General features: G+C 70.4%; 21 protein-coding genes and 1 pseudogene. 14 read left to right on the forward strand and 8 right to left on the reverse strand.

What is annotated here, in order from left to right; all coding sequences use genetic code 11:
- The first annotated feature begins 73 nt into the window (after nucleotides 1-73).
- The 3 genes from fabG (at nucleotide 74) to CES90_RS26160 (ending at nucleotide 2,110) form a co-directional block, all read left to right on the forward strand.
- Nucleotides 74-793: a 3-oxoacyl-[acyl-carrier-protein] reductase gene (fabG, locus tag CES90_RS26150; RefSeq protein ID WP_189783780.1), complete on the forward strand. Its 720-nt coding sequence runs from the start codon at nucleotides 74-76 to the stop codon at nucleotides 791-793.
- A gap of 5 nt (nucleotides 794-798) precedes the next feature.
- On the forward strand, nucleotides 799-1,566 hold the full coding sequence (fabI, locus tag CES90_RS26155; RefSeq protein WP_189783781.1) for an enoyl-ACP reductase FabI: 768 nt from the start codon (nucleotides 799-801) through the stop codon (nucleotides 1,564-1,566).
- Between the two features lie 172 nt (nucleotides 1,567-1,738).
- The gene (locus CES90_RS26160) at nucleotides 1,739-2,110 is read left to right on the forward strand and encodes a hypothetical protein (RefSeq protein WP_189783782.1); all 372 of its coding nucleotides are present in this window, start codon (nucleotides 1,739-1,741) and stop codon (nucleotides 2,108-2,110) included.
- Here the strand turns inward: CES90_RS26160 and CES90_RS26165 are convergent.
- Nucleotides 2,085-2,780 carry a FadR/GntR family transcriptional regulator gene (locus CES90_RS26165; RefSeq protein WP_189783783.1) on the reverse strand — a complete coding sequence of 232 codons (696 nt, stop codon included), beginning with the start codon at nucleotides 2,778-2,780 and terminating at the stop codon, nucleotides 2,085-2,087. The two genes, CES90_RS26160 and CES90_RS26165, sit on opposite strands and share 26 nt — an antisense overlap.
- A 22-nt stretch (nucleotides 2,781-2,802) precedes the next feature.
- Here CES90_RS26165 and CES90_RS26170 point away from each other — a divergent pair, with 22 nt between their 5' ends.
- The 4 genes from CES90_RS26170 to CES90_RS26180 all read left to right on the forward strand — a co-directional run bounded on the left by CES90_RS26170 (nucleotide 2,803) and on the right by CES90_RS26180 (nucleotide 5,717).
- Nucleotides 2,803-4,152, forward strand: a complete 1,350-nt coding sequence (locus CES90_RS26170) for a CynX/NimT family MFS transporter (RefSeq protein ID WP_189783784.1) — start codon at nucleotides 2,803-2,805, stop codon at nucleotides 4,150-4,152.
- A 48-nt stretch (nucleotides 4,153-4,200) separates the two neighbouring features.
- Entirely contained in the window at nucleotides 4,201-4,317 is a 117-nt protein-coding gene (locus CES90_RS51325; protein WP_268257025.1) for an SGM_5486 family transporter-associated protein, read from the forward strand.
- A 353-nt stretch (nucleotides 4,318-4,670) separates the two neighbouring features.
- Nucleotides 4,671-4,904: a hypothetical protein gene (locus CES90_RS26175; RefSeq protein ID WP_189783785.1), complete on the forward strand. Its 234-nt coding sequence runs from the start codon at nucleotides 4,671-4,673 to the stop codon at nucleotides 4,902-4,904.
- A gap of 294 nt (nucleotides 4,905-5,198) precedes the next feature.
- Nucleotides 5,199-5,717 carry a SixA phosphatase family protein gene (locus tag CES90_RS26180; protein ID WP_189783786.1) on the forward strand — a complete coding sequence of 173 codons (519 nt, stop codon included), beginning with the start codon at nucleotides 5,199-5,201 and terminating at the stop codon, nucleotides 5,715-5,717.
- A 126-nt stretch (nucleotides 5,718-5,843) separates the two neighbouring features.
- Here CES90_RS26180 and serB read toward each other — a convergent pair whose 3' ends face one another.
- On the reverse strand, nucleotides 5,844-7,055 hold the full coding sequence (gene serB, locus CES90_RS26185; RefSeq protein WP_189783787.1) for a phosphoserine phosphatase SerB: 1,212 nt from the start codon (nucleotides 7,053-7,055) through the stop codon (nucleotides 5,844-5,846).
- A gap of 149 nt (nucleotides 7,056-7,204) precedes the next feature.
- Nucleotides 7,205-9,133, reverse strand: a complete 1,929-nt coding sequence (locus tag CES90_RS26190; protein WP_189783788.1) for a streptophobe family protein — start codon at nucleotides 9,131-9,133, stop codon at nucleotides 7,205-7,207.
- 241 nt (nucleotides 9,134-9,374) lie between these two features.
- On the opposite strand from CES90_RS26190, the gene CES90_RS26195 reads away from it, so the two are divergent.
- The gene (locus CES90_RS26195; RefSeq protein ID WP_189783789.1) at nucleotides 9,375-11,885 is read left to right on the forward strand and encodes an ABC transporter ATP-binding protein/permease; all 2,511 of its coding nucleotides are present in this window, start codon (nucleotides 9,375-9,377) and stop codon (nucleotides 11,883-11,885) included.
- Between the two features lie 94 nt (nucleotides 11,886-11,979).
- Here CES90_RS26195 and CES90_RS26200 read toward each other — a convergent pair whose 3' ends face one another.
- From CES90_RS26200 to CES90_RS26210, 3 genes are all read right to left on the reverse strand, one after another.
- Nucleotides 11,980-12,675, reverse strand: a complete 696-nt coding sequence (locus tag CES90_RS26200; RefSeq protein ID WP_189783790.1) for a transglycosylase SLT domain-containing protein — start codon at nucleotides 12,673-12,675, stop codon at nucleotides 11,980-11,982.
- A 297-nt stretch (nucleotides 12,676-12,972) separates the two neighbouring features.
- Complete coding sequence (locus CES90_RS26205) at nucleotides 12,973-14,160, reverse strand: S-adenosylmethionine:tRNA ribosyltransferase-isomerase (RefSeq protein ID WP_189783791.1); 1,188 nt, start codon at nucleotides 14,158-14,160, stop codon at nucleotides 12,973-12,975.
- A complete protein-coding gene (locus tag CES90_RS26210) occupies nucleotides 14,157-14,852 on the reverse strand; it encodes an SDR family NAD(P)-dependent oxidoreductase (protein ID WP_189783792.1) in 696 nt (231 codons plus the stop codon). Before CES90_RS26210 ends, CES90_RS26205 begins: the two co-directional genes overlap by 4 nt.
- 249 nt (nucleotides 14,853-15,101) lie before the next feature.
- Between CES90_RS26210 and CES90_RS26215 the strand changes: the two genes are divergently transcribed.
- The 3 genes from CES90_RS26215 (at nucleotide 15,102) to chpE (ending at nucleotide 17,289) form a co-directional block, all read left to right on the forward strand.
- Nucleotides 15,102-16,247, forward strand: coding sequence for a GAF domain-containing sensor histidine kinase (locus CES90_RS26215; RefSeq protein WP_189783793.1), 1,146 nt, complete (start codon nucleotides 15,102-15,104; stop codon nucleotides 16,245-16,247).
- The gene (locus CES90_RS26220; RefSeq protein ID WP_093788510.1) at nucleotides 16,240-16,881 is read left to right on the forward strand and encodes a response regulator; all 642 of its coding nucleotides are present in this window, start codon (nucleotides 16,240-16,242) and stop codon (nucleotides 16,879-16,881) included. The genes CES90_RS26215 and CES90_RS26220 overlap by 8 nt, the downstream gene beginning before the upstream one ends.
- Before the next feature lie 159 nt (nucleotides 16,882-17,040).
- On the forward strand, nucleotides 17,041-17,289 hold the full coding sequence (chpE, locus tag CES90_RS26225; RefSeq protein WP_189783794.1) for a chaplin ChpE: 249 nt from the start codon (nucleotides 17,041-17,043) through the stop codon (nucleotides 17,287-17,289).
- 358 nt (nucleotides 17,290-17,647) lie between these two features.
- On the opposite strand, the gene CES90_RS26230 is transcribed toward chpE, so the two are convergent.
- Nucleotides 17,648-18,433 carry a hypothetical protein gene (locus tag CES90_RS26230; RefSeq protein WP_189783795.1) on the reverse strand — a complete coding sequence of 262 codons (786 nt, stop codon included), beginning with the start codon at nucleotides 18,431-18,433 and terminating at the stop codon, nucleotides 17,648-17,650.
- A gap of 150 nt (nucleotides 18,434-18,583) precedes the next feature.
- On the opposite strand from CES90_RS26230, the pseudogene CES90_RS26235 reads away from it, so the two are divergent.
- The 3 genes and pseudogenes from CES90_RS26235 to CES90_RS26245 all read left to right on the forward strand — a co-directional run.
- Nucleotides 18,584-19,108 (forward strand): annotated as a pseudogene (locus tag CES90_RS26235) (ABC transporter ATP-binding protein); the annotation flags it as partial.
- A 412-nt stretch (nucleotides 19,109-19,520) separates the two neighbouring features.
- Nucleotides 19,521-19,952 carry an NfeD family protein gene (locus tag CES90_RS26240; protein WP_149824285.1) on the forward strand — a complete coding sequence of 144 codons (432 nt, stop codon included), beginning with the start codon at nucleotides 19,521-19,523 and terminating at the stop codon, nucleotides 19,950-19,952.
- A 73-nt stretch (nucleotides 19,953-20,025) separates the two neighbouring features.
- Nucleotides 20,026-20,973 carry an SPFH domain-containing protein gene (locus CES90_RS26245; RefSeq protein ID WP_189783797.1) on the forward strand — a complete coding sequence of 316 codons (948 nt, stop codon included), beginning with the start codon at nucleotides 20,026-20,028 and terminating at the stop codon, nucleotides 20,971-20,973.
- A gap of 197 nt (nucleotides 20,974-21,170) precedes the next feature.
- Here the strand turns inward: CES90_RS26245 and CES90_RS26250 are convergent, their stop codons facing one another.
- Nucleotides 21,171-21,677 (reverse strand): HNH endonuclease, encoded by a 507-nt coding sequence (locus CES90_RS26250; RefSeq protein WP_189783798.1) that lies wholly within the window; start codon nucleotides 21,675-21,677, stop codon nucleotides 21,171-21,173.
- Nucleotides 21,678-21,733: the final 56 nt, after the last annotated feature.

Below are 21,733 nucleotides of genomic sequence, written 5' to 3' on the forward strand. Positions count from 1 at the left end.
TGCCGTCCAGGCATCAGGGCACATCAGAGCAGGTGTTCAGACCGCTTCAGACCGCTAAGGAAAGGGTGATCCGTTGAGCCGCTCGGTTCTCGTCACCGGAGGCAACCGGGGCATCGGCCTCGCCATCGCCCGCGCGTTCGCCGACAACGGCGACAAGGTCGCGTACACGTACCGCTCGGGTGAGCCGCCGGCCGCCCTCCAGGAGCTGGGCTGCCTCGCGGTCAGGTGCGACATCACCGATCCCGAGCAGGTGGAGCAGGCCTACAAGGAGATCGAGGCCCAGCACGGCCCGGTCGAGGTCCTGATCGCCAACGCCGGCGTCACCAAGGACCAGCTCCTGATGCGCATGTCCGAGGAGGACTTCACCTCGGTCCTCGACACCAACCTCACCGGCACCTTCCGCGTCGTCAAGCGTGCCAACCGCGGCATGCTGCGCGCCAAGAAGGGCCGCGTCGTGCTGATCTCGTCGGTCGTCGGGCTGTACGGCTCGCCCGGCCAGGCGAACTACGCCGCCTCCAAGGCCGGTCTCGTCGGGTTCGCGCGTTCCCTCGCCCGTGAGCTGGGCTCCCGCAACATCACCTTCAACGTCGTCGCGCCGGGCTTCGTCGACACCGACATGACTCAGGTGCTGACCGACGAGCAGCGCGCGAACATCGTCTCGCAGGTGCCGCTCGGCCGGTACGCGCAGCCCGAGGAGATTGCCGCGACGGTGCGGTTCCTCGCCTCGGACGACGCCTCGTACATCACTGGAGCCGTCATCCCCGTAGACGGCGGACTGGGAATGGGTCACTGATCACCATGAGCGGAATTCTCGAGGGCAAGCGCGTCCTGATCACCGGTGTGCTGATGGAGTCCTCCATCGCCTTCCACACCGCCAAGCTGGCCCAGGAGCAGGGCGCCGAGATCATCCTGACCGCGTTCCCGCGGCCCACGCTGACCGAGCGCATCGCCAAGAAGCTCCCCAAGCCCACCAAGGTCATCGAGCTCGACGTCACCAATGACGAGCACCTCGGGCGGCTCGCGGACATCGTCGGTGAGGAGCTCGGCGGTCTCGACGGCGTCGTCCACTCCATCGGCTTCGCCCCGCAGGACGCCCTCGGCGGCAACTTCCTCAACACGCCGTTCGAGTCCGTCGCCACCGCCATGCACGTCTCGGCGTACTCCCTGAAGTCGCTGACCATGGCCTGCCTGCCGCTGATGCAGAACGGCGGCTCCGTCGTCGGCCTCACCTTCGACGCGAAGTTCGCCTGGCCGCAGTACGACTGGATGGGCCCGGCCAAGGCCGCCCTGGAGGCCACCAGCCGTTACATCGCCCGCGACCTGGGCAAGCAGAACATCCGCTGCAACCTCGTCTCCGCCGGCCCTCTCGCCTCCATGGCCGCCAAGTCCATCCCGGGCTTCGGTGAGCTGGCCGCCGTGTGGGACAACCGTTCGCCCCTGGAGTGGGACCTCAAGGACCCCGAGCCGGCCGGCCGCGGTGTCGTCGCGCTGCTCAGCGACTGGTTCCCGAAGACCACCGGTGAGATCATCCACGTCGACGGCGGGCTGCACGCGATCGGCGCGTGAGCGCTGCCGCCGAGGGCATGACCTCCAGTTGGGGGCGCGCATCCGAATCCGGATGCGCGCCCCCAACTGCCGTTGCTGTCACCCGTTCGGCTCATCCGACGGGCCGCCCGGGCCGGGTGCCGCGCACGCTGGACGTACACCGCCCAGCCGCTCGGCCGAGGAGGTCTCCCTTGTGCGCCTGTCCCGCAGCTTCGCCCCAGTGGTCGTCGCCCTGGCTCTCGTACTGCCCTTCCCGTATCAGGCGGCACCGCACGCACGCGTGGAGGCCGGGAAAGGCCACGCACGTGTGAAGGCCGACCGGCCGGATCCCTTCGGGGCGTCCTGCCGCAGCAGGGTCCTCGGCTCCCAGGTGGTCGGATACTGCTTCAACCCCTACGCGGACCCCGACCACGTACGCCTGCACATCGAGTGCGAGCGGTGGTGGGACATCGACAGCGACGGCGCTCCGGTCGCGACGGGACCCGCGGAGACGGTACGGCTGACCGGGCGCTGCTGGAAGGAAGTCCGCTCGGTGTGGTTCAGCCACCAGAAGGCGGCGGACTGACCCGTTCCGGGCGGCAGTGGAACGGATAGTCGGCCGCCTCCGCCGCGGCGGTCTCCGCGTCGCCCGCCCGGATCGCGTCCACGAGCCGGGCGTGGTCCAGATACGTCTCCGGGGTCAGCTCATCGCCGACGTCGCCGCGCAGCCAGTCCCGCAGAACCTCGCCCAGGTCCGCGTAGACGGTCGTCACCACGTCGTTGTGGGACGCGGCCACCACCGCCATGTGGAAGGTCGCGTCGGCGGCCACGAAGGCCTCCGTGTCGCCCGACGCCCACGCCTCCTCACGGCGTACGAGAAGCGCGTCCAGCTGCTTCAGGTCCTTCTCGGTGCGCCGCCGGGCGGCCAGCTTGGCGGCGCTGGACTCCAGGGCGGAGCGCAGCTCGGCGATGTGGTGGGGATCGGCGTCCGCGAAGCGACGGTGCATCACGCCCGCCAGCTCGCTGGTCGCGACGACGTACGTACCGGAGCCCTGGCGGATGTCCAGCAGACCGTTGTGCGCGAGCGCGCGAACGGCCTCGCGGACCGTGTTCCGGGCGACGCCCAGCTGCTCGACCAGCTCGGGCTCGGTGGGGATGCGGGAGCCGACCGGCCACTCGCCCGAGGTGATCTGGTTCCGCAGCGCGGCGATGACCTGCTCGGACAGCGCCGAACGACGGGGATGACTCAGAGGCATGGCGTAATCATCCCATGATTCTATGATGGGCGTTATGGTGAGCGAGAAGACCCGGCCGACGACCTCTCTGTCCATACGCACCTCGGCAGCGAGTCGACCTGAAGCACGGTCCACGCGCGCGTGGAGGACGCGATGGGCGCCGCGGCTGGTGATCGCGGGCATCGTTCTGACGGCCCTCAGCCTCCGCCCGGCCATCACCAGCCTCGGATCCCTCCTCGAAGAGGTGCGCGCCGGGCTCGGTATGAGCGGCAGCGTCGCCGGACTGCTCACCTCCGTGCCTCCGCTCTGCTTCGCCGTCTTCGGCGTCACGGCCCCTCGGCTCGCCCGGCGCTTCGGCCCCGCCGCCGTGGTCTGCGCCGGCATGGCCGCGATCGCACTCGGCCTGCTGATCCGCCCGTACGCCGGAGGCACGGCGGGCTTCCTGGCCGTGAGCGCCCTCGCCCTGATGGGCATCGCCGTCAGCAACGTCCTGCTGCCGGTCATCGTCAAACGCTGGTTCCCGGACCGGGTGGGCTCCATGACGGGCCTGTACTCCATGGCCCTCGCCGTCGGTATGTCGTCCGCGGCCGCCGTCACCGTACCCATGACCGAGGCCCTGGGCGGGAGTTGGCAGACCGGCCTCGCCGTGTGGTCGGCGCTCGCGGCGGCGGCCGTGGTGCCGTGGCTTCCGTTCGTCCGGGATCGGGGTGCGAGCCCGGCCGCACAGGCACCCGCGCGCGAGCAGGCGCCCGCGCGCGAGCAGGCGCCCGCGCGCGAGCAGGCGCCCGCGCGGGAGGAGGGTTCCGGGCCGCGTATCACCCGGAGCCGTACGGCCTGGGCACTCGCCGTATTCTTCGGGCTCCAGGCGACCGCCGCGTACATCACGATGGGGTGGATGCCCCAGATCTTCCGGGACGCCGGCGTCCCGGCCGGAACGGCGGGTCTGCTGCTCGCCGTCACGATGGCGGTGGGCGTGCCGCTGTACTTCCTGATCCCCCGGTTCGCCACGCGCCTGCCGCACCAGGGCCCCATCGTCGTGTTCCTGGGCGTGTGCGGGCTCATCGGGTACGCGGGCCTGTACATCGCTCCCGCGGGCGGAGCGTGGGCGTGGGCGCTGGTGCTCGGCATCGCCAACTGCGCCTTCCCGCTGGCGCTGGCCATGGTCGGCATGCGGGCGAGGACCGGCGCGGGCGTCGTCAAGCTCTCCGCCTTCGCACAGAGCATCGGCTACCTGATCTCGATCCCGGGACCGCTCCTGGTCGGCGTCCTCTACCAGCACAGCGGCGGCTGGGGGCAGCCCCTCGCCCTCATGGCCGCCCTGATGATCCCGCAGATCGCGGTGGGCGTCCTGGCAGGCCGCGACCGCCTGGTGGAGGACGAGGCAGCCCGCTGAGGCCCACCCCGGCGGCTCCGCCCCGGGGGAGGGTGGGAGACTGGCCCCATGCCAGTGCTCGACCCGAATCCCCAGAACGGCCAGAAGAAGATGCTCCTGGTCTTCGGCTCGTTCCTAGCCATCTTCGTAGTCATCGCCATCATCGCGGCGATCGCGGCCCCGTAACGCCCAGCTCGGGCTGCGCCCCGGTGAGGGCGCGGGGAACTGCGCGATCAGCCCCCACCCACACCCGCCTCTATACGGACTGGACCGAGCTGGAAGGCGGCGGGGTCGAAGGGGCGGCAGCCCCGGGGGATGGGACGGGTAGGGGCGGCGGGGGCGAAAAACCACGCACCCGAACGGGTCGACGGTGGGGTTACCCCCAGCATCCCCTAGGGGGCGAGTCTCAGGGGTAAGTAGGTGGATCACCGGATGGGCCGCGGCGCCCGGATTCCGTAGCTTCGAAGTGTGACCGCAGGAGCCCCGCGAGGGCCCACGGAGGACGCGGCCACCGACCACGAGAAGATCACGGAGGCGGCATGTCGGCCCCTACGCACACCCGACCCCACCCGGCGACCCCGGCGACCACGGGCGGCGGCGTCGTCGATGCCCGGCTCCCCTGGTGGGCCCTCGCCCTGCCCACCCTCGCCTTCGCCACCCTCCTGCTGCTGATCCTCAACCCCGCCGACACCCAGGCGGCGGCGAGCGCCGACCCCGCGATCACCCACGTCCTGGAGCGCATACAGCAGGCACTACCGACCCTCGCACCATGACGCGCGGCCGAGGCATGATCCGAACGACAGGCCCAGCCCTCGCTAGGTCCTGTCGTCAACCTCCCGTCGTCGCCCGAAGGGCGGCCACGCGGCGTTAGGCGCGTGCTCTCGGCGTGCCGGGCGGAAGCCCTCGTTGGATGTACTTGGGCTTTCGCCCGGTGCGGCGAGAGAGCATGCATGGCGTCGCGCGGCAGACGGGAGTTTGACGACAGGGCCTAGCACGTGTAGCGGTCTCAAGTATCCGCACTTCAACTACCTGCGCCCCATGGCCTGTTTCGTGCGAAGCTGGGACGCATGAGCGTCGCAGAACCCCGCAGGATTGTCCTCTTCCGGCATGCGAAGGCCGACTGGCCACAGGTGTCCGACCACGAGCGCCCGCTCGCCGACCGGGGCCGTATGGACGCCGCCGTCGCCGGGCGCAAGCTGGCCGACTCCGGCATCCCCTTCGACCTTGCCCTCTGCTCCACCGCCGTCAGGACCCGCGAGACCTGGAAGCTGGCCGTTCACGAGCTCGCCGAGCGGCCGAAAACGGTCTACGAGGAGCGGATCTACGAGGCCTCACCCGGCGAGCTGATCGCCCTGCTCAACGAAACCTCGGACGACGCGCAGAATGTCGTCCTGATCGGCCACAACCCCGGTGTGCAGGCCCTCGCCGACATCCTCGCCGGCCACGCCGAGGGCGACACCCGCGAGCGGATGAGCCGGCGTGACTTCCCGGCCGCCGCCTTCGCGGTGCTCTCCTTCGAGGGCTCCTGGAAGAGCCTGGAGCCGGGCGTGGGCACGCTGCTCGACTACTGGGCGCCCACGGAGTGACCCCAGCCATGTAATCCGGGCAGCCCGGCCAGGTAGCCCGGCCAGTTGCCCCACCGCCGCCCACGGCACGACCAAGGCCCGGCACCCACACGGTGCCGGGCCTTCACTCGTAGGCGACGCTCGCGGTCACTGCTCGTCGTGCGTGTCCGCCGCCTCCACCTCTTCCCGCGTGACCCCGAGCAGATAGAGCACGGTGTCGAGAAAGGGGAAGTTCACCGCGGTGTGCGCGGCCTCCCGGACGACCGGCTTGGCGTTGAAGGCGACGCCCAGACCGGCCGCGTTCAGCATGTCGAGGTCGTTGGCGCCGTCGCCGATCGCCACGGTCTGCGCCAGCGGCACACCCGCCTCGGCGGCGAAGCGGCGCAGCAGCCGCGCCTTGCCCGCACGGTCCACGATCTCGCCGACGACCTTGCCCGTGAGCTTGCCGTCGACGATCTCCAGTGTGTTGGCCTGTGCGAAGTCCAGCCCCAGCCGCTCCTTGAGGTCGTCCGTGACCTGGGTGAAACCGCCCGAGACGACACCCACTTGGAAGCCGAGCCGCTTCAGCGTACGGATCAGCGTGCGCGCCCCCGGAGTGAGCCGCACCTCACTGCGCACCTTGTCCACCACCGAGGCGTCGAGGCCCTCCAGCAGCGCCACGCGCGCGTGCAGGGACTGCTCGAAGTCCAGCTCCCCGCGCATCGCGGCGGCCGTCACCTCGGCGACCTCCTTCTCGCACCCGGCGTGCGCGGCGAAGAGCTCGATCACCTCGTCCTGGATGAGCGTCGAGTCGACGTCCATGACCACCAGCCGCTGCGCCCGCCGGTGCAGCCCCGCCGCCACCACGGCCACGTCCACGCCCAGCGCCACCGACTCGGTCACCAGCGCGGTCCGCAGCGTTTCCGGCTCCGTACCGGACACGGCGAACTCCACCGCCGTCACCGGGTACTTCGCGAGCCGGAAGATACGGTCGATGTTGCCGCCTGTCGCGGTGATCCGCGCGGCGATCCGGGCCGTGGACTCGGCGGTCAGCGGGTGACCGAGCACGGTGACGTGCGAGCGGCCGAGGCCGCGCGGCCGGTTGTCGCCCAGGCCGGAGATGATCTCCGCCTGCATCTTCATCGAGTCCGCCCAGCTGTGGACGGTCGCCCGCAGGTCGCCCTCCTGCCCGGCGGGCGGCGGGGTCACGAGCGCGCACAGCACCATTCGGCCACGGGTGACGACCTGCTCGATGTCGACCACGTTGACGGAGTACGTGGCCAAGGTGTCGAACAGTCCGGCGGTGATGCCCGGCCGGTCCTTGCCGAAGATCTTGACGAGGAGAGTGGGCGTGTCAGAGGAGGTCTGCGAAGCGCTCATGATGCTCCCACCGTATCCGGCGCCTCATGCCTTTTGCCCCTGAGGTCCGCCCAGCGGACGGAGAACTCTGGGTTACCAGCGTCTGAAGCGCACCCGGACCACGCGCGACGCCCCGGAGCGCCTCCGGAAAACACACCTCTCCATGTGCCTCAACCCCTACGGGGCGGGGGCGGCGGAGAAGACGGCGGAGGCGTATCACCCGGCGGAGGCGTATCGCCCGGCGGTGGCGGTGGCGGTGGCGGTGGCGGCGCCGGCCAGGTACCCGACCCCGAGCCTGACCCTGATCCCGGCCGCTGCCCCGGCCGCCGAGGCGGCGGGAACGGCCTGTCCGCCGTGGGCACGCCGTACATGTCCGCAGGCCCCTGCTCCCCGGCCCGCCCGGCCGCCCCCCGTCCGTCCTCCCGCGGACCCCAGGATCCGCGAGACCCCCCGGGCCGCGGGGGCCCGCCATGCTCCCGCGACTCCCGAGGCCCCCGACTCTCCCCAGGCTTGCGCAACCCCTCCGGCAGCCGCAGATACGGATTCGTGTCCGGGTTCGGCGGCCGATAAGGCGTCCCCGGCGTATACGGCCCCGACCCGGAGCCCGCCGCATACGACTCCACGGCCCCCGCGGCCCCCGCGGCCCCCGTGTCCCCCCAGGCCAACGGCGCCGCCCGCCGCCCCGCCGCCCCCGTCGCGCAGGCCAGCAACGCCCCGGCGCCCCCCGCACCCGCACCCCACAACACACCCAGCACCAACGCCATCGCCGTCTGCCCGCGCAACTCGATGCCCGCGTCGAACGCGTCGATGCCGAACACGGCCAGCGAGGCGTCCACCGACACCTCCGTCGCCAGGACAAGCACCGGCAGTGCCACCGCCGTGGCGACCCCGAGCCGAAGTGCGCAGCGCCCGGCGAACCCGAGCGCACCCCCGCCCCGTACATCCGCACCGCCCGCACCCCCCGCAGCGGCGGCAGCGGATTCCCGTACGAAAGGCGTACGCACGGCGGTCAACACCCCCGCGTACAACATCATCAGAGCGGCCGCGACCCCCAACAGCCAGACTCGGCCGTCGAGTTCGGCGAGACGGCCGAGGGTGACGGGCTCGTCGGCGTTGACGCGCAGCAGCTCGTCGAGGGGGTCGGGCAGCACGGAGGCGAGGGCGCCGGTGGCCTTGCCGTCCCAGGGGACGAACAGGCCGATGGGGACGCCCAGCCAGACACCGTTGGGCGCTCCCAGCAGAGCCGCGCCCGCGATGCGCTTGGGGTGGGGGTCGCCGGACGCCGCGTAGGCCGCCGCCGCGAGCCCGGCCAGAACCGCCACCAACAGCACAGTGACCAGCGCGGACACGGCCGGCCGTACCACCCGGTGCACGGCTTCGAAACCGCGCGGCAGGGGAGTGCGGCGCGAGGCCAGCAGGGCGATGAGCAGCACGCCGACGCACCAGAGCAGGCCGCCGAGCAGAGTGGGCGCGGTGTCGACGGTGAAGCCCACCTCGGCGTTCGCGTCGGCGAGGTCTCCGAGCCGGTCCGGCAGCAGGCCGCCCCCGATGTCCCCGACATCGCCGAGCCCGGGGATCTCTATACCGCCCAGGTCCTCGCCCCCCGGCAGCTCATCGAGGCCCAGCTCGCTCCCGTCGAGGGTGATGACCGAGTGTCCGGCCCATGCCAGCCCGCCCATCAGCGCCACGAAGAGCCCGACCACCATGCCCGCGCGCACAAGGAGTTCGGCCGAGGAGACGACAACTCCCGCTCCCCGCAGGGACCGCAGGAAGAACCACGACAACAGGAGCGCCCCCACCAGGCTCACACCCAGTGGCGTGATCTCGATGGCGGTCGTCGTCTGGGCCCCTTCCAGGCCAAAGACGGACACATCCCCGGACGGTGTCACCGACCCACCCGCCCCGAGGGCCACAACCGCCGCCGTCATGGGCCCCAGTTCGCCCGCCGAGTCGGCTTCCAGCAGATGCAGACCGAGCGCCGCCGTACCCGCCATCCCGATCAACGCCCAGCTCACGGCGGCGATCGCGGAGAACAGGACCTCCCCCCACGGCACGCTCCTGCCATGACCGATGCCATGGCCAACGTTCTGTTTGCTCATGGTCGGACCCCCCGATCCGCATCGCGGCGTTGCACCGCTGATGTCCCCCTCGCGTGGGATTACCACTCTCCGGTCCGGTTTCACCCCCGTCAACGGGACCGGGCAAAGCCCCCGTACGTACTCTTCACAAGGCCCGACTTTCGGTCAGGGGGCCGAGCCTGAAATAGTTCCCCCCGATGTTCGACATCCCTAGACTCCCTGTGATGGGGGTAATTCGGGGGACAACTCAGTGGGGCATGGAGTGCCGGAACTCGTACTGGAATTGAACGGACAAACCTGGACGCTCGATCCGTCCAGGGCATACACCCTCGGACGTGATCCGCAGGGGGACATCGTGTTCGACGACGCCAGGGTGTCCTGGCGTCACGCCACGATCAGCTTCAGCGGCCGTAGTTGGGTGATCGAGGACCACGGCAGCACCAACGGCACCTTCGTGCAGGGCCAGCGGATCCACCAGTTGGAGATCGGCCCCGGCTCGGCCGTGCACCTCGGCAACGCGACCGACGGGCCGAGACTCAGCCTGTCCGGCGCCGCCGCGCAGCCGCAGCAGCAGCCGTACGCGGCCCAGGGCGCGAGCGCCGGATACGCCGCTCAACAGGCCCCGCAGCAGCAGGCGCCGCAGGCCGGCTGGCAACAACCGCAGCAGGCCCAAGTCCCGCATCAGCAGGGCTTCCCGCAGCAGGGCCCCGGTGGTGGCGCGGGGGCGCCGCCGGTCTACGGTGACCGCAGCCCGACCACATTCCACCAGCTGGCCCTCGGCCGCGTGATGCGCATCGGTCGTGCGCTGGAGAACGACCTGGTCGTCTCCGACCTCCAGGTCTCGCGCAACCACGCCGAGTTCCACGCGACGCCCGACGGGCGCTTCGAGATCCGCGACCTCGGCTCGCACAACGGCACGTTCGTCAACGGTATGCCGATCGCCAAGGGCGGCACGGCACTTCTCGGCCCGAACGACATCGTCGGCGTCGGCCACTCGACGTTCCGCATCGTCGGCGACCACCTCGAAGAGTTCGTCGACACCGGTGATGTCTCCTTCTCCGCACGCCACTTGACGGTCACCGTCGACGGCGGCAAGCAGATCCTGAAGGACGTCTCCTTCGGCGTCCCGGAGAAGTCGCTCATCGCGGTCATCGGCCCCTCCGGCTCCGGCAAGTCCACCCTGCTGAAGGCGCTCACGGGCTACCGCCCCGCCGACCAGGGCGACGTCCTCTACGACAACCGGAACCTGTACAAGCAGTTCGCCGAGCTGCGGCAGCGCATCGGTCTGGTCCCGCAGGACGACATCCTCCACAAGGAGCTGTCGGTCAAGAAGGCCCTCACCTACGCGGCCAAGCTCCGCTTCCCCGCGGACACCACGGCCGCCGAGCGCGAGGCCCGGATCGACGAGGTGCTGCGCGAGCTCAAGCTCGACATCCACAAGGACAAGAAGGTCACCTCCCTGTCCGGCGGCCAGCGCAAGCGCGTCTCGGTCGCCCTGGAGCTGCTGACCAAGCCGTCGCTGATCTTCCTGGACGAGCCGACCTCCGGTCTCGACCCGGGCATGGACCGCGACGTCATGCAGCTGCTGCGTGGCCTCGCCGACGACGGCCGTACGGTCCTGGTGGTCACCCACTCCGTGGCCGAGCTGGCCATCTGCGACAAGCTGCTGGTGATGGCGCCGGGCGGTTCGGTGGCGTATTTCGGTCCGCCCGAGGAGGCCCTGAACTTCTTCGGCTACGAGACCTGGGCCGACGTCTTCTCCGCCTTCGAGAACTACCGCGACTACGACTGGGCGGGCCGCTGGAAGGGCTCGCAGCACTACCAGATGTACGCCGCGGACATCGACGCCGTCGCCCCGCAGTCGGTGCACATGCCGCCGCCGCAGTCGATGCGCCCGCCGAAGCCGCAGAGCTGGGGCTCGCAGCTGATGACGCTGATCCGCCGCTATGTCGCGGTGATCGTCTCCGACAAGGGCTTCCTGGCGCTGACGGTGATCCTGCCGGCCGTGCTCGGCGCGGTCAGCCTGCTCATCGACCCGGAAAAGGACCTGCTGGTCAGGAAGTTGAATCCGGCGACGGGCATGCCCATCCCGAACGGCACGGCCACCACGGTGCTGCTGATCCTCGCGGTCGGCGCCTGCTTCGCCGGTGCCGCCAACTCCGTCCGTGAGCTGATCAAGGAACGGGTGATCTACGAGCGGGAGCGGGCGACCGGCCTGTCGCGCTCGGCGTACCTGATGTCCAAGGTCATCGTCCTCGGCGCGGTCACCGTGTTCCAGGGCGCCATGGTCGGCGCGATCGGCTTCTCCAGCCGGACCATCCCGGACGAGGCCCTGATCTTCGGCGACGGCAAGTTCGCCGTCATGCTCGAACTCTCCATTCCGATCATGGGTCTCGGCTTCACCTCGATGATGTTCGGCCTGGTCATCTCCTCGCTGGTGAAGACCGCCGAGAAGACCATGCCGCTGCTGGTGATGTTCTCGATCATCCAGGTCGTGTTCACCGGCTGCCTGTTCGCCCTGTACGGCAGCCCCGGCGTCAACGAGTTCTCGTACCTGATGCCGTCGCGCTGGGCGGTCGCCGCCGCGGGCGCCACGCTGGACTTCAACAACATCAGCCCGCCGAAGGAGAAGGGCGACACCGACCCGCTGTGGGACCACACGGTCGGCGCCTACAGCCTCGACATGATCGCCCTCATCGTGATCGGCGTGATCTGCGGTGTCCTCGTGGCCCGCTTCCTGCGCCGCCACGAGCCGGAGGTCATGCGGAAGTAGTCCCACGGGCTCTGACATGCGAAGGGCGGCACCCGCATCGGGTGCCGCCCTTTCGCGTCTCTAGCGGATGGCGTCTCAGAGGTCCGCGCAGGCCTCAGTACGCGCTGTTGACGTTGTCGATCGAGCCGTAGCGGTCGGCGGCGTAGTTCGCGGCGGCCGTGAGGTTGGCGACCGGGTCGTACTGACTCCAGGCCGTGCCCGGGACGTGGTACGCGTCGAAGGTCGGCTTGATGACCTGGAGCAGACCGATCGACGGGACGCCGTTCTTGGCGTTGATGTCCCAGTTGTTGATCGCGTTCGGGTTGCCCGAGGACTCCCGCATGATGTTCTTGTGCAGGCCGTTGTAGGTGCCCGGAATCTTGTGCTTCTTCATGATGTCGAGCGCCTCGCGGATCCAGCCGTCGAGGTTGTTCGGGTACGTCTTCGCGGCGGCGGCCTTGGCCTTCTTGGCCGCCTCGGCCTTCTTGGCGATCTTGGCGCGCTCCGCGGCCCGGCTCGCGGCCTCCTTCTTCGCGCGCTCCTGCTCGGCCTTCTTCTTCGCCGCGGCCTCGGCGGCCTTCCGCTTGGCGTCGGTCACCTGGTCGGCGACGCTCGCCGTCACGACCTGCGCGGAATCCTGGCTGAACGCCACCGGCGCCGCGGACACCGTCTTCGTGGCGCTCTGAGCCTCGGCCGGCACCAGCGAGAACGAGAGGGCGGCGGCGCCGATGGCGGCCACTCCGGCGAACGAGAGCTTGTGGGTCTTGGTGAGCGCGAGACTGAGACGGCGGGTGCTGGCGTTCTTGGGCATAAGTGATGGACCTCTTCGAATAGCGCGGAGGTCGCTCTGGTGCCGGGTGGGGACACTGCTCTTCCAGCACAAACGCCGCGGGGGAACCCACGGCGCCGAGCGACGACAGCCATTCTTAGCGGCCGCAAAATTCCGTGGCAAAGGTGTGACGTACTATCCCGGATAGTTGAGGCGTAAGCGGCAAAATAGGACAGATCAGCCCGTCTTTCCCGCTCAAACCGCCCTTATCTCTCTCCTAAAGGGCTTCGTACGTGATGTGCGCCCTATGGGAGGGCTCACATCGGCCGCACGGCGAGCTCACGGGCAGTTGCTGTCGCAATGCTCTGTGTGGGGCACCTCCGCCGGGAGAATGAGGTGCACATCCCCGAACTCGTGCCACAGGTAGAGCCCCGCGATCGCCTCGTCGTACGCGCGGTCGATCGCCGCCCGCCCCGCGATCGCCTCCAGCATCAGCAGATGCGAGGCCTCCGGCTCGTGCAGCCCGGTCACCAGCCCGTCGACCACCCGCACCCCGCGCTCCGGCGTGACCACCAGATCGGTCCACCCCGCACGGGCCCGTACGACGCCGTCGGGCCCACCGGCGGACTCCACGGCCCGCACCGCCGTCGTACCCACCGCTATGACCCGCCCGCCCGTCTCCCGCCACCGCCCTTCCAAGGAAGCGCTTCGCGCCCTTTGCTGGCCCGCCCTCGTCGCGTTGATCAGCCGCGCCGAAGCCTCCGGCACCACGAACCGCTCCGGATACGGCGGCTCGTGCACCTCCGCCGACGCGACCCCGGTGTGCAGCGTGACCGGCGCGAACCGCACACCCCGGCTCACCAGCTCCGCCACCAGCCGCGCCGTGAACGGCCGCGCGGCACTCGGCATCTCCGCACTCCCCGCACCGTCGTCCGACGGCAGCGCGAACACCGTCTGATACACGGACAGCGGCTGATCCCGCGCCGTATAGGAGTAACGGATGGGCCGCCCGTGCTCCCGGAGCATCCCGGCGACAGCCGACGAGGACACACGCGCCCACCACAGCCGCCCGCCCCGCTCGCTCAGCGGCTCCTCCAGAACCAGCCGCACGCCACCCGGCAGCCGCACCTCTGCCCCCGCGGGCCCTCCCGCCCGTCTCCCGCCACCACCCTTCCAACGAGTGCTTCGCGCACTGCTCCATATAAGCGCGCGTGTGGTGCCCCTCCCATCCGGATCCCGCAGCTCGACCGCCCACCGCCCGTCATCGCCCCGCGTGGAGAAATGCACCACCACACGCGCGTGCCCGATCGCCCCGTCCACCGCAGCCGCCAGCGTCGGCGAGGTGTTGACGACGAGCAGGTCACCCGCCCGCAACAGCCTCGGCAACTCCGCGAACGCGTGGTGCGACACCTCCGTACCGCGCGAAACCAGCAGCCGTACGGAATCCCGCTCCAACCCGGGCCCGCGCTGCTCAGCGGGCACGCGCGCGTGCAACTCCTCCGGAACCCGCACCGTCGCCGTCGTCATCGCGCCTCCAGCAGCGACGGCGCCCCGTAACGGCCACTGGCCGGCCGCCCCTCGATCAGCCGCAGAAAGGCCGGGACCACACTCTCCGGGCTCGGCCGCGGATCGTCGTCCTCCGGTACGGCCGCCGCGTACAGGTCCGTGCCCATGTCACCGGGGTCGACCGCCCACACCCTGAGCCCCGGCTCCTCCTCGGCCAGCACCGCCGACAGCTGGTCGAGCGCCGCCTTCGAGGCCCCGTAACCACCCCAGGTCTCGTACGCCTCGGCCCCCGCGTCCGAACTGACGTCGAGCACCGCTCCCGCCCCCGAGGCCCGCAACAGCGGCAGCGCCTCCTGGATCAGCCCCAGCGCCGCGACCACATTGACCTCCAGGGCCCGCCGCAGCCCGTCCAGCGCCAGCCCCTCCAGCCGTACGAGCGGCTCGGCGCCCAGCGCGCTCGCGTTGTTCACCAGGAGGTCCACCCCGCCCAGCGCCCGGGCCGCCGCCACCAGCTCGGCCCGGTGCCCCGCGTCCGTGACGTCCCCCGGCACCGCCTCGACGCGCGTCCCGCACGCCGAGAGCTCCTTCGCCGTCTCCTTCAGGACCTCCGCGGTTCGGGCGTCGAGCACCAGGTCCCACCCTCGCTCGGCGAGAGCCGCGCCGAGCGCCCGCCCCAGTCCTTTCGACGCCCCCGTGATGATCGCTACCGGCATGACATCCGTCCCCTCGTCCTCGGCCGCCGACTCCATCGGCGGTGACCACAACGTAGGAACGGCACCGCCCCCGCCGCCTCGTACGCGGGCCGCAAAGCGCCGGGGCCCTTTGCCCTAGGTCACCGGACGGGCCGCCGGTCCTAGGTCTGGCCCAGGCCTGTCCTAGGTCTCGGACCTACGTCCCAGGACCCGGCCAAGGCCGTCAGCGGCCCGATCCGCGTTGTCGGACCCCGCCGGTACGGTGAGGTCATGAGTCAAGGTCCCCGGTCAGGCCTCGCGGCGGTGAGTTCCGCGCTGCTGGCCATGAGCAGACACCTGGAGGTGCGCGACGTCCTCAAGACGATCGTCGCCTCCGCCCGTGAGCTGCTCGACGCGGAGTACGCCGCGCTGGGCGTCCCCGACGACCACGGCGGCTTCGCCCAGTTCGTCGTCGACGGCGTCAGCGACGCCCAGTGGAAGGCCATCGGCCCCCTCCCGCGCCAGCACGGCATCCTCGCCGCGATGCTCCACGAGGCCACCCCGGAGCGCCTGGCCGACGTCCGCGAGGACCCCCGCTTCGAGGGCTGGCCGAGTGCCCACCCCGACCTGGCCGACTTCCTGGGCCTGCCCATCCGCGACGGCGACCAGGTCATCGGCGCCCTCTTCCTCGCCAACAAACGCTGCCCCAAGCCCGAGGGGGGCTGCGGCTTCACCGAGGAGGACGAGGAACTGCTGTCGATCCTCGCCCAGCACGCCGCGATCGCCCTCACCAACGCCCGCCTCTACGAGCGCAGCCGCGAGCTCACCATCGCCGAGGAGCGCTCCCGGCTCGCCCACGAACTCCACGACGCCGTCAGCCAGAAGCTCTTCTCCCTGCGCCTGACCGCCCAGGCCGCCGCCGCGCTCGTCGACCGCGACCCCTCGCGCGCCAAGGGCGAACTCCAGCAGGTCGCCGCGCTCGCCGCCGAGGCCGCGGACGAACTGCGCGCCGCCGTCGTCGAGTTGCGCCCCGCAGGCCTCGACGAGGACGGCCTGGTCGCCACCCTGCGCACCCAGGTCCACGTCCTGGACCGCGCCCACAGCGCCCACGTCACCTTCGTCGGACGCGGTGTCCGCGCACTGCCCGCCGCCCAGGAGGAGGCCATGCTGCGCGTCGCCCAGGAGGCCCTGCACAACGCTCTGCGGCACTCGGGAGCCGAGCACGTCGACGTCACTCTCGACCGGCATGGCAAGGGCGCGGTCCTGCGGGTCGCGGACGACGGCAGCGGCTTCGACCCGCAGACGATACGCCGCGCGGGCCGCCACCTCGGACTGGTCTCCATGCGGGACCGGGCCAGCGGGGTGGGTGGCCGGCTGACGGTGGAATCGGCGCCCGGAAAGGGCACCACGATCGAGATGGAGGTCCCCGGTGGCTGACGCAATCAAGGTGCTGCTCGTCGACGACCACCAAGTGGTCCGCCGCGGCCTGCGCACCTTCCTTGAGGTGCAGGACGACATCGAGGTCGTGGGAGAGGCCGCCGACGGCGCCGAGGGAGTCGCCCGCGCCGAGGAGCTGAGGCCCGATGTCGTCCTCATGGACGTCAAGATGCCCGGCATGGACGGCGTCGAGGCCCTCCGCAAGCTCCGCGAGCTCGACAACCCCGCGCGCGTCCTCATCGTCACCAGCTTCACCGAACAGCGCACGGTCGTCCCGGCCCTGCGCGCAGGCGCCGCCGGATACGTCTACAAGGACGTCGACCCCGACGCGCTCGCCGGCGCCATCCGCTCGGTGCACGCCGGACACATCCTGCTCCAACCGGAGGTCGCCGACGCGCTCCTCTCCCAGGAGGAGGCCAACTCCGGCCAGGGCAGAGGAGGTTCGCTCACCGAACGGGAGCGCGAGGTGCTCGGCCTGATCGCCGACGGCCGCTCCAACCGCGAGATAGCCCGCGCGCTGGTCCTCTCCGAGAAGACGGTCAAGACCCACGTCTCCAACATCCTCATGAAGCTGGACCTGGCGGACCGGACCCAGGCGGCTCTGTGGGCGGTACGTCATGGTGTGACCGGATGACGGGCCGATTGTCCGTCAATTCGAAAGGTCCCACTCCGGTCTGAGATTCATACCGTCGTGTGTATGTCCCCCGAATGGCGCATCCCTGGGGGATCCCGGCCGTTCTTCAGTGCGTGCTGCGTGCGACCGCCGCAGTGATCGCAAGGAAGGGCTCGGAAAGTGAAGAACCTGAAGAAGGCCGCTGCTGTCACGATGGTGGCCGGTGGCCTGGTCGCCGCCGGTGCCGGCATGGCCTCCGCCACCGACGGCGGGGCGCACGCGGGCGGCAAGGCGGTGGGCTCGCCGGGCGTCATCTCGGGCAACGTCATCCAGGCCCCGGTCGACATCGCCACGAACGTGGTCGGCAACAGCGTGAACGTCGTCGGCATCCTGAACCCGGCCTTCGGCAACCTGGGCGTCAACCACTGACACCCCGCCCCACGCAGCCAGTGACCACCGGCCTTCCAGGAACTCCTGGAAGGCCGGTCAGGTTTTCCATACGTAGCTGAGGGCGATCGTGCCGTCGGGTCGGCTGCCCACTCCCGTCGTCCTGGCTGCGGGCAGTCGTGCCGCTGGGGCGATGAGGGTCCCCCCGCTCATGAGGGTCCCCCCCGCTCATGGGGGTCCCCCCGCTCGAGCGCAGCCGAGAGTGGGGGAGAAGCCGAGAGTGGGGGCGGGCGGGCGCAGCGGCACCTCGTAGCGCCGAGTTGCGCAGCCCACCCCCGCCCAGCCCCAGCCGCCGGGCAACAGCACAACAAGGGTTCACCGCACCCCGCCCAAGCCAGCGCTAGCGCCCCCGCTCCCGCTCCTCCACAACGGAGTTGTACGCCGCCACCTGCGCCCGCCGAGCCGTCCGCTCCACCGGCCGCAGTGCCACCGCCCGAGCCGCCACCTCGGACGCGCTCACCGCACCCCCGTCCCCGCTCTCGTACGCCACAGAGATCAACAACCCCACCCGCTGAGCCAACTCCAGCACCCGCACCGCCCGCGGCGGATACCCGGGCGCCAACACCTCCCGCCCCCGCTCGGCCCGCGCCCGATACGCGTCGATCGCCGCCTCCGCCACCGGCCCGGACGCCGCCACATCCAACCGCGACAACACCGCCGTAGCCTCCCGCAAGGCCTCGGCCAGCTCCCGCTCGGCCTCCCCGAGCGACGGCACATCGGCGGGCGGAGCCTCCCGTACCTCCAGGCAGTGCCAGACGACCTCGACGTGCTCATCACCGGCGGGCCCGACCGAGTACACCTCCGGCACCAGCCCCAGCGCACCCCCGTGGCAGATCACGGCCTCCTCCGCCGCCAGCGCCCGCTTGTTGAACTCAGGCGGCCCACTGAGCCCCAGCGGATGCCCCGGCGCGGGCAACGCCACCCGCAACCCGGTCACCCCGAGCGCCCGCAACCGCCCGAGCGCGAGCGTCAGCCCGACGGGCCCCGACTCCCCGGGCAACCCCTCCACCCGGTGCACGGCGTCCTCCCCGACGACGGCCAGCACCGCGTCATCCGGCGAGACAAGTCCGGCAAGAAGGGCATTTCCCCATGAGGCAAGGCGTCCTGAACGTGGTTCCGAGAGCATGCCCCCACCCTAAGGACCGACCGATGGAATGGACGGCCCGACCGGTGGCGTAGATTTCCTTGAGGGCTGCGCCCACCCGGCGGTGGCTCCAACCACAGGCGTACCCGACAGCCGAGACAGGCCGACACTGCAAGGGGAGACAGCGCGCTCATGAGCGATGTTCTGGAGCTGGAGGACGTATCCGTGGTCCGCGAGGGCCGGGCCCTCGTGGACCAGGTCTCCTGGTCGGTCAAGGAGGGCGAGCGCTGGGCCATCCTCGGCCCGAACGGCGCCGGCAAGACCACCCTCCTGAATGTCGCGTCCAGCTACCTGTTCCCGAGCAGCGGCACCGCCACGATCCTCGGCGACACCCTCGGCAAGGTCGACGTCTTCGAGCTGCGCCCCCGCATCGGCATGGCCGGCATCGCCATGGCGGAGAAGCTCCCCAAGCGCCAGACCGTCCTGCAGACCGTGCTGACCGCCGCGTACGGCATGACGGCCACCTGGAACGAGGACTACGACGAGATCGACGAGCAGCGCGCCCACGCCTTCCTCGACCGCCTCGGCATGACCGAGTACGTCGACCGCAAGTTCGGCACCCTCTCCGAGGGCGAGCGCAAGCGCACCCTGATCGCGCGCGCTCTGATGGTCGACCCGGAGCTGCTCCTCCTCGACGAGCCCGCCGCCGGCCTCGACCTCGGCGGTCGCGAGGACCTCGTACGCCGTCTCGGCCGCCTTGCCCGTGACCCCATCGCCCCCTCCATGATCATGGTCACGCACCATGTCGAGGAGATCCCCCCGGGCTTCACCCATGTCCTGATGATCCGCCAGGGCAAGGTTCTCACCGCGGGCCCGCTGGAACTGGAGCTCACCTCCCGCAACCTCTCCCTCTGCTTCGGCCTCCCGCTCGTCGTCGAGCAGGTCGACGAGCGCTGGACCGCCCGCGGTCTGCCCCTCACCTGACCTCCAACTTCTCCCGCCCTTCCGCCAATCGGACGCCCCGGATCCACAACCCGGCCGGGGCACACCCGACTTGGCGACCCTCATACGTGATCTTTGCCCTCGTGCGCCCTGTCGGCGGGCCGGTCGCGGACCTACCATTGGTCACGTGGACAGCATCGACGCATGGGTGTGGTGGCTGATCGGCGCGGCCGGGCTCGGGATCGCCCTCGTCGTGACCGCGATGCCCGAGTTGGGCATGCTCGCCCTGGGCGCCGTCGCCGGTGCCGCGACCGCGGGGCTGGGCGGTGGTGTCGTACTCCAAGTGGTCGTCTTCGCCGTGGTCTCCGTCGCGCTCATCGCCGTCGTACGGCCCATCGCGGCCCGGCACAGAGCCCAGCGGCCCCAACTCGCCACCGGCGTCGACGCGTTGAAGGGCAAACACGCCGTCGTCCTGGAACGCGTCGACGGCAACGGCGGTCGTATCAAGCTGGGCGGCGAAGTCTGGTCGGCCCGCGCCCTCGACACCGGACAGGCCTACGAGGTGGGTCAGGAAGTCGACGTCGTGGAGATCGAGGGAGCCACGGCGATCGTCATGTGACGCATCTTCAACAGGCAAACAGCATAAGATCTTCCGGAAGCGCCACGGCGGAGAAGGGCACGGGGAGCGAACGATGGAACCGATCATCATCGTCTTGATCATTCTGGTGGTGTTGGTCTTCATCGCCTTGATCAAGACCATCCAGGTCATCCCACAGGCCAGCGCGGCCATCGTCGAGCGGTTCGGCCGCTACACACGCACGCTCAACGCGGGACTCAACATCGTCGTCCCGTTCATCGACTCGATCCGCAACCGCATCGACCTCCGCGAACAGGTCGTGCCGTTCCCACCCCAGCCGGTGATCACCCAGGACAACCTGGTCGTGAACATCGACACGGTCATCTACTACCAGGTGACCGACGCCCGCGCCGCCACCTACGAGGTCGCCAGCTACATCCAGGCGATCGAGCAGCTCACCGTCACCACGCTCCGCAACATCATCGGTGGCATGGACCTGGAGCGGACCCTGACCTCCCGCGAGGAGATCAACGCGGCCCTGCGCGGCGTCCTCGACGAGGCCACCGGCAAGTGGGGCATCCGCGTCAACCGCGTCGAGCTCAAGGCGATCGAGCCGCCCACCTCCATCCAGGACTCGATGGAGAAGCAGATGCGTGCCGACCGTGACAAGCGCGCCGCGATCCTCACCGCCGAAGGTACGCGCCAGGCCGCCATCCTCACCGCCGAGGGTGAGAAGCAGTCCCAGATCCTCCGCGCCGAGGGTGAGGCCAAGGCCGCCGCCCTGCGCGCCGAGGGCGAGGCCCAGGCCGTGCGTACGGTCTTCGAGGCCATCCACGCGGGCGACCCCGACCAGAAGCTCCTCTCCTACCAGTACCTCCAGATGCTCCCGAAGATCGCCGAGGGCGACGCCAACAAGCTCTGGATCGTCCCCAGCGAAATCGGCGACGCCCTCAAGGGCCTCTCCGGCGCCATGGGCAACTTCGGCGCCATGGGCGGCGGCCCAACCATCCCCAAGCCGACCGACGGCAGTAGCGAGCGCCGCGAAAAGCCGGCCATCGACTGAACACGACAATGGGCCCGCTCTTCGCAAGGAAGGCGGGCCCAGACGCTTTTAGGGGCGCGGGGAACTGCGCGACAAGCCACAACGGACCCGCAGCCCGCAGCATCCTCAACGGCGCTCACGCAACGCCGCTCACGCAACGGCGCTCACGCAACGGCGCTCACGCAACGCCGCTCACGCAACGCCGCTCACGCGGAGCGCTACGCGGCTGACTGCGATAGCCACCCTGGCAGCGCATCGAGGTCATCCTGCCCCAGCGCCAGCAACATCGCATCCGCCGGCGTCGGCTCGAACGGCTGCCGCAGCAGCGGCATCCCCGCCTGCTCCGGAGTCCGGTCAGCCTTACGGTGGTTGTCCTCGGCGCACGAAGCCACCGTGTTCAGCCAGGTGTCACCACCACCCCGCGACCGCGGCACCACATGGTCGACGGTCGTCGCCCGCCTGCCGCAGTACGCGCACCTGTGCCTGTCCCGTACCAGGACACCCCGCCTCGACCACGGTGCTTGTCTTCGGAACGGCACCCTCACGTACCTGCAGAGCCTGATCACCCGGGGCGCCGGTATATCGACCGCGGCTCCGCGCATGCGCAGTTCGGGGTGGGTCTGCTCGACGACGGCCTTGTCCTGCAGCACCAGAACGACGGCTCTGTTGAGCGTCACCGTCGACAGCGGCTCGAAGCTCGCGTTCAGTACCAGCGTGTCCCGCACTCCAGCCCACCTCCTGTGCACCAGCCCACCCCCCGGCGGGCTTGGATCAACTCTGG

The sequence above is a fragment of the Streptomyces capitiformicae genome, from assembly GCF_002214185.1.
Classification (GTDB): domain Bacteria; phylum Actinomycetota; class Actinomycetes; order Streptomycetales; family Streptomycetaceae; genus Streptomyces; species Streptomyces capitiformicae.

Bases quoted from the DNA above. Each gene is read 5' to 3' on its own strand.
- CES90_RS51325 (WP_268257025.1), top strand. From the start codon at position 4,201: ATGCCAGTGCTCGACCCGAATCCCCAGAACGGCCAGAAGAAGATGCTC.
- CES90_RS26215 (WP_189783793.1), top strand. From the start codon at position 15,102: ATGAGTCAAGGTCCCCGGTCAGGCCTCGCGGCGGTGAGTTCCGCGCTG.
- CES90_RS26165 (WP_189783783.1), bottom strand. From the start codon at position 2,780: ATGCCTCTGAGTCATCCCCGTCGTTCGGCGCTGTCCGAGCAGGTCATC.
- serB (WP_189783787.1), bottom strand. From the start codon at position 7,055: ATGAGCGCTTCGCAGACCTCCTCTGACACGCCCACTCTCCTCGTCAAG.
- fabI (WP_189783781.1), top strand. From the start codon at position 799: ATGAGCGGAATTCTCGAGGGCAAGCGCGTCCTGATCACCGGTGTGCTG.
- CES90_RS26230 (WP_189783795.1), bottom strand. From the start codon at position 18,433: ATGCTCTCGGAACCACGTTCAGGACGCCTTGCCTCATGGGGAAATGCC.
- CES90_RS26170 (WP_189783784.1), top strand. From the start codon at position 2,803: ATGATGGGCGTTATGGTGAGCGAGAAGACCCGGCCGACGACCTCTCTG.
- CES90_RS26205 (WP_189783791.1), bottom strand. From the start codon at position 14,160: ATGACGACGGCGACGGTGCGGGTTCCGGAGGAGTTGCACGCGCGCGTG.
- CES90_RS26210 (WP_189783792.1), bottom strand. From the start codon at position 14,852: ATGCCGGTAGCGATCATCACGGGGGCGTCGAAAGGACTGGGGCGGGCG.
- CES90_RS26175 (WP_189783785.1), top strand. From the start codon at position 4,671: ATGTCGGCCCCTACGCACACCCGACCCCACCCGGCGACCCCGGCGACC.
- CES90_RS26200 (WP_189783790.1), bottom strand. From the start codon at position 12,675: ATGCCCAAGAACGCCAGCACCCGCCGTCTCAGTCTCGCGCTCACCAAG.
- CES90_RS26180 (WP_189783786.1), top strand. From the start codon at position 5,199: ATGAGCGTCGCAGAACCCCGCAGGATTGTCCTCTTCCGGCATGCGAAG.
- CES90_RS26190 (WP_189783788.1), bottom strand. From the start codon at position 9,133: ATGAGCAAACAGAACGTTGGCCATGGCATCGGTCATGGCAGGAGCGTG.
- CES90_RS26245 (WP_189783797.1), top strand. From the start codon at position 20,026: ATGGAACCGATCATCATCGTCTTGATCATTCTGGTGGTGTTGGTCTTC.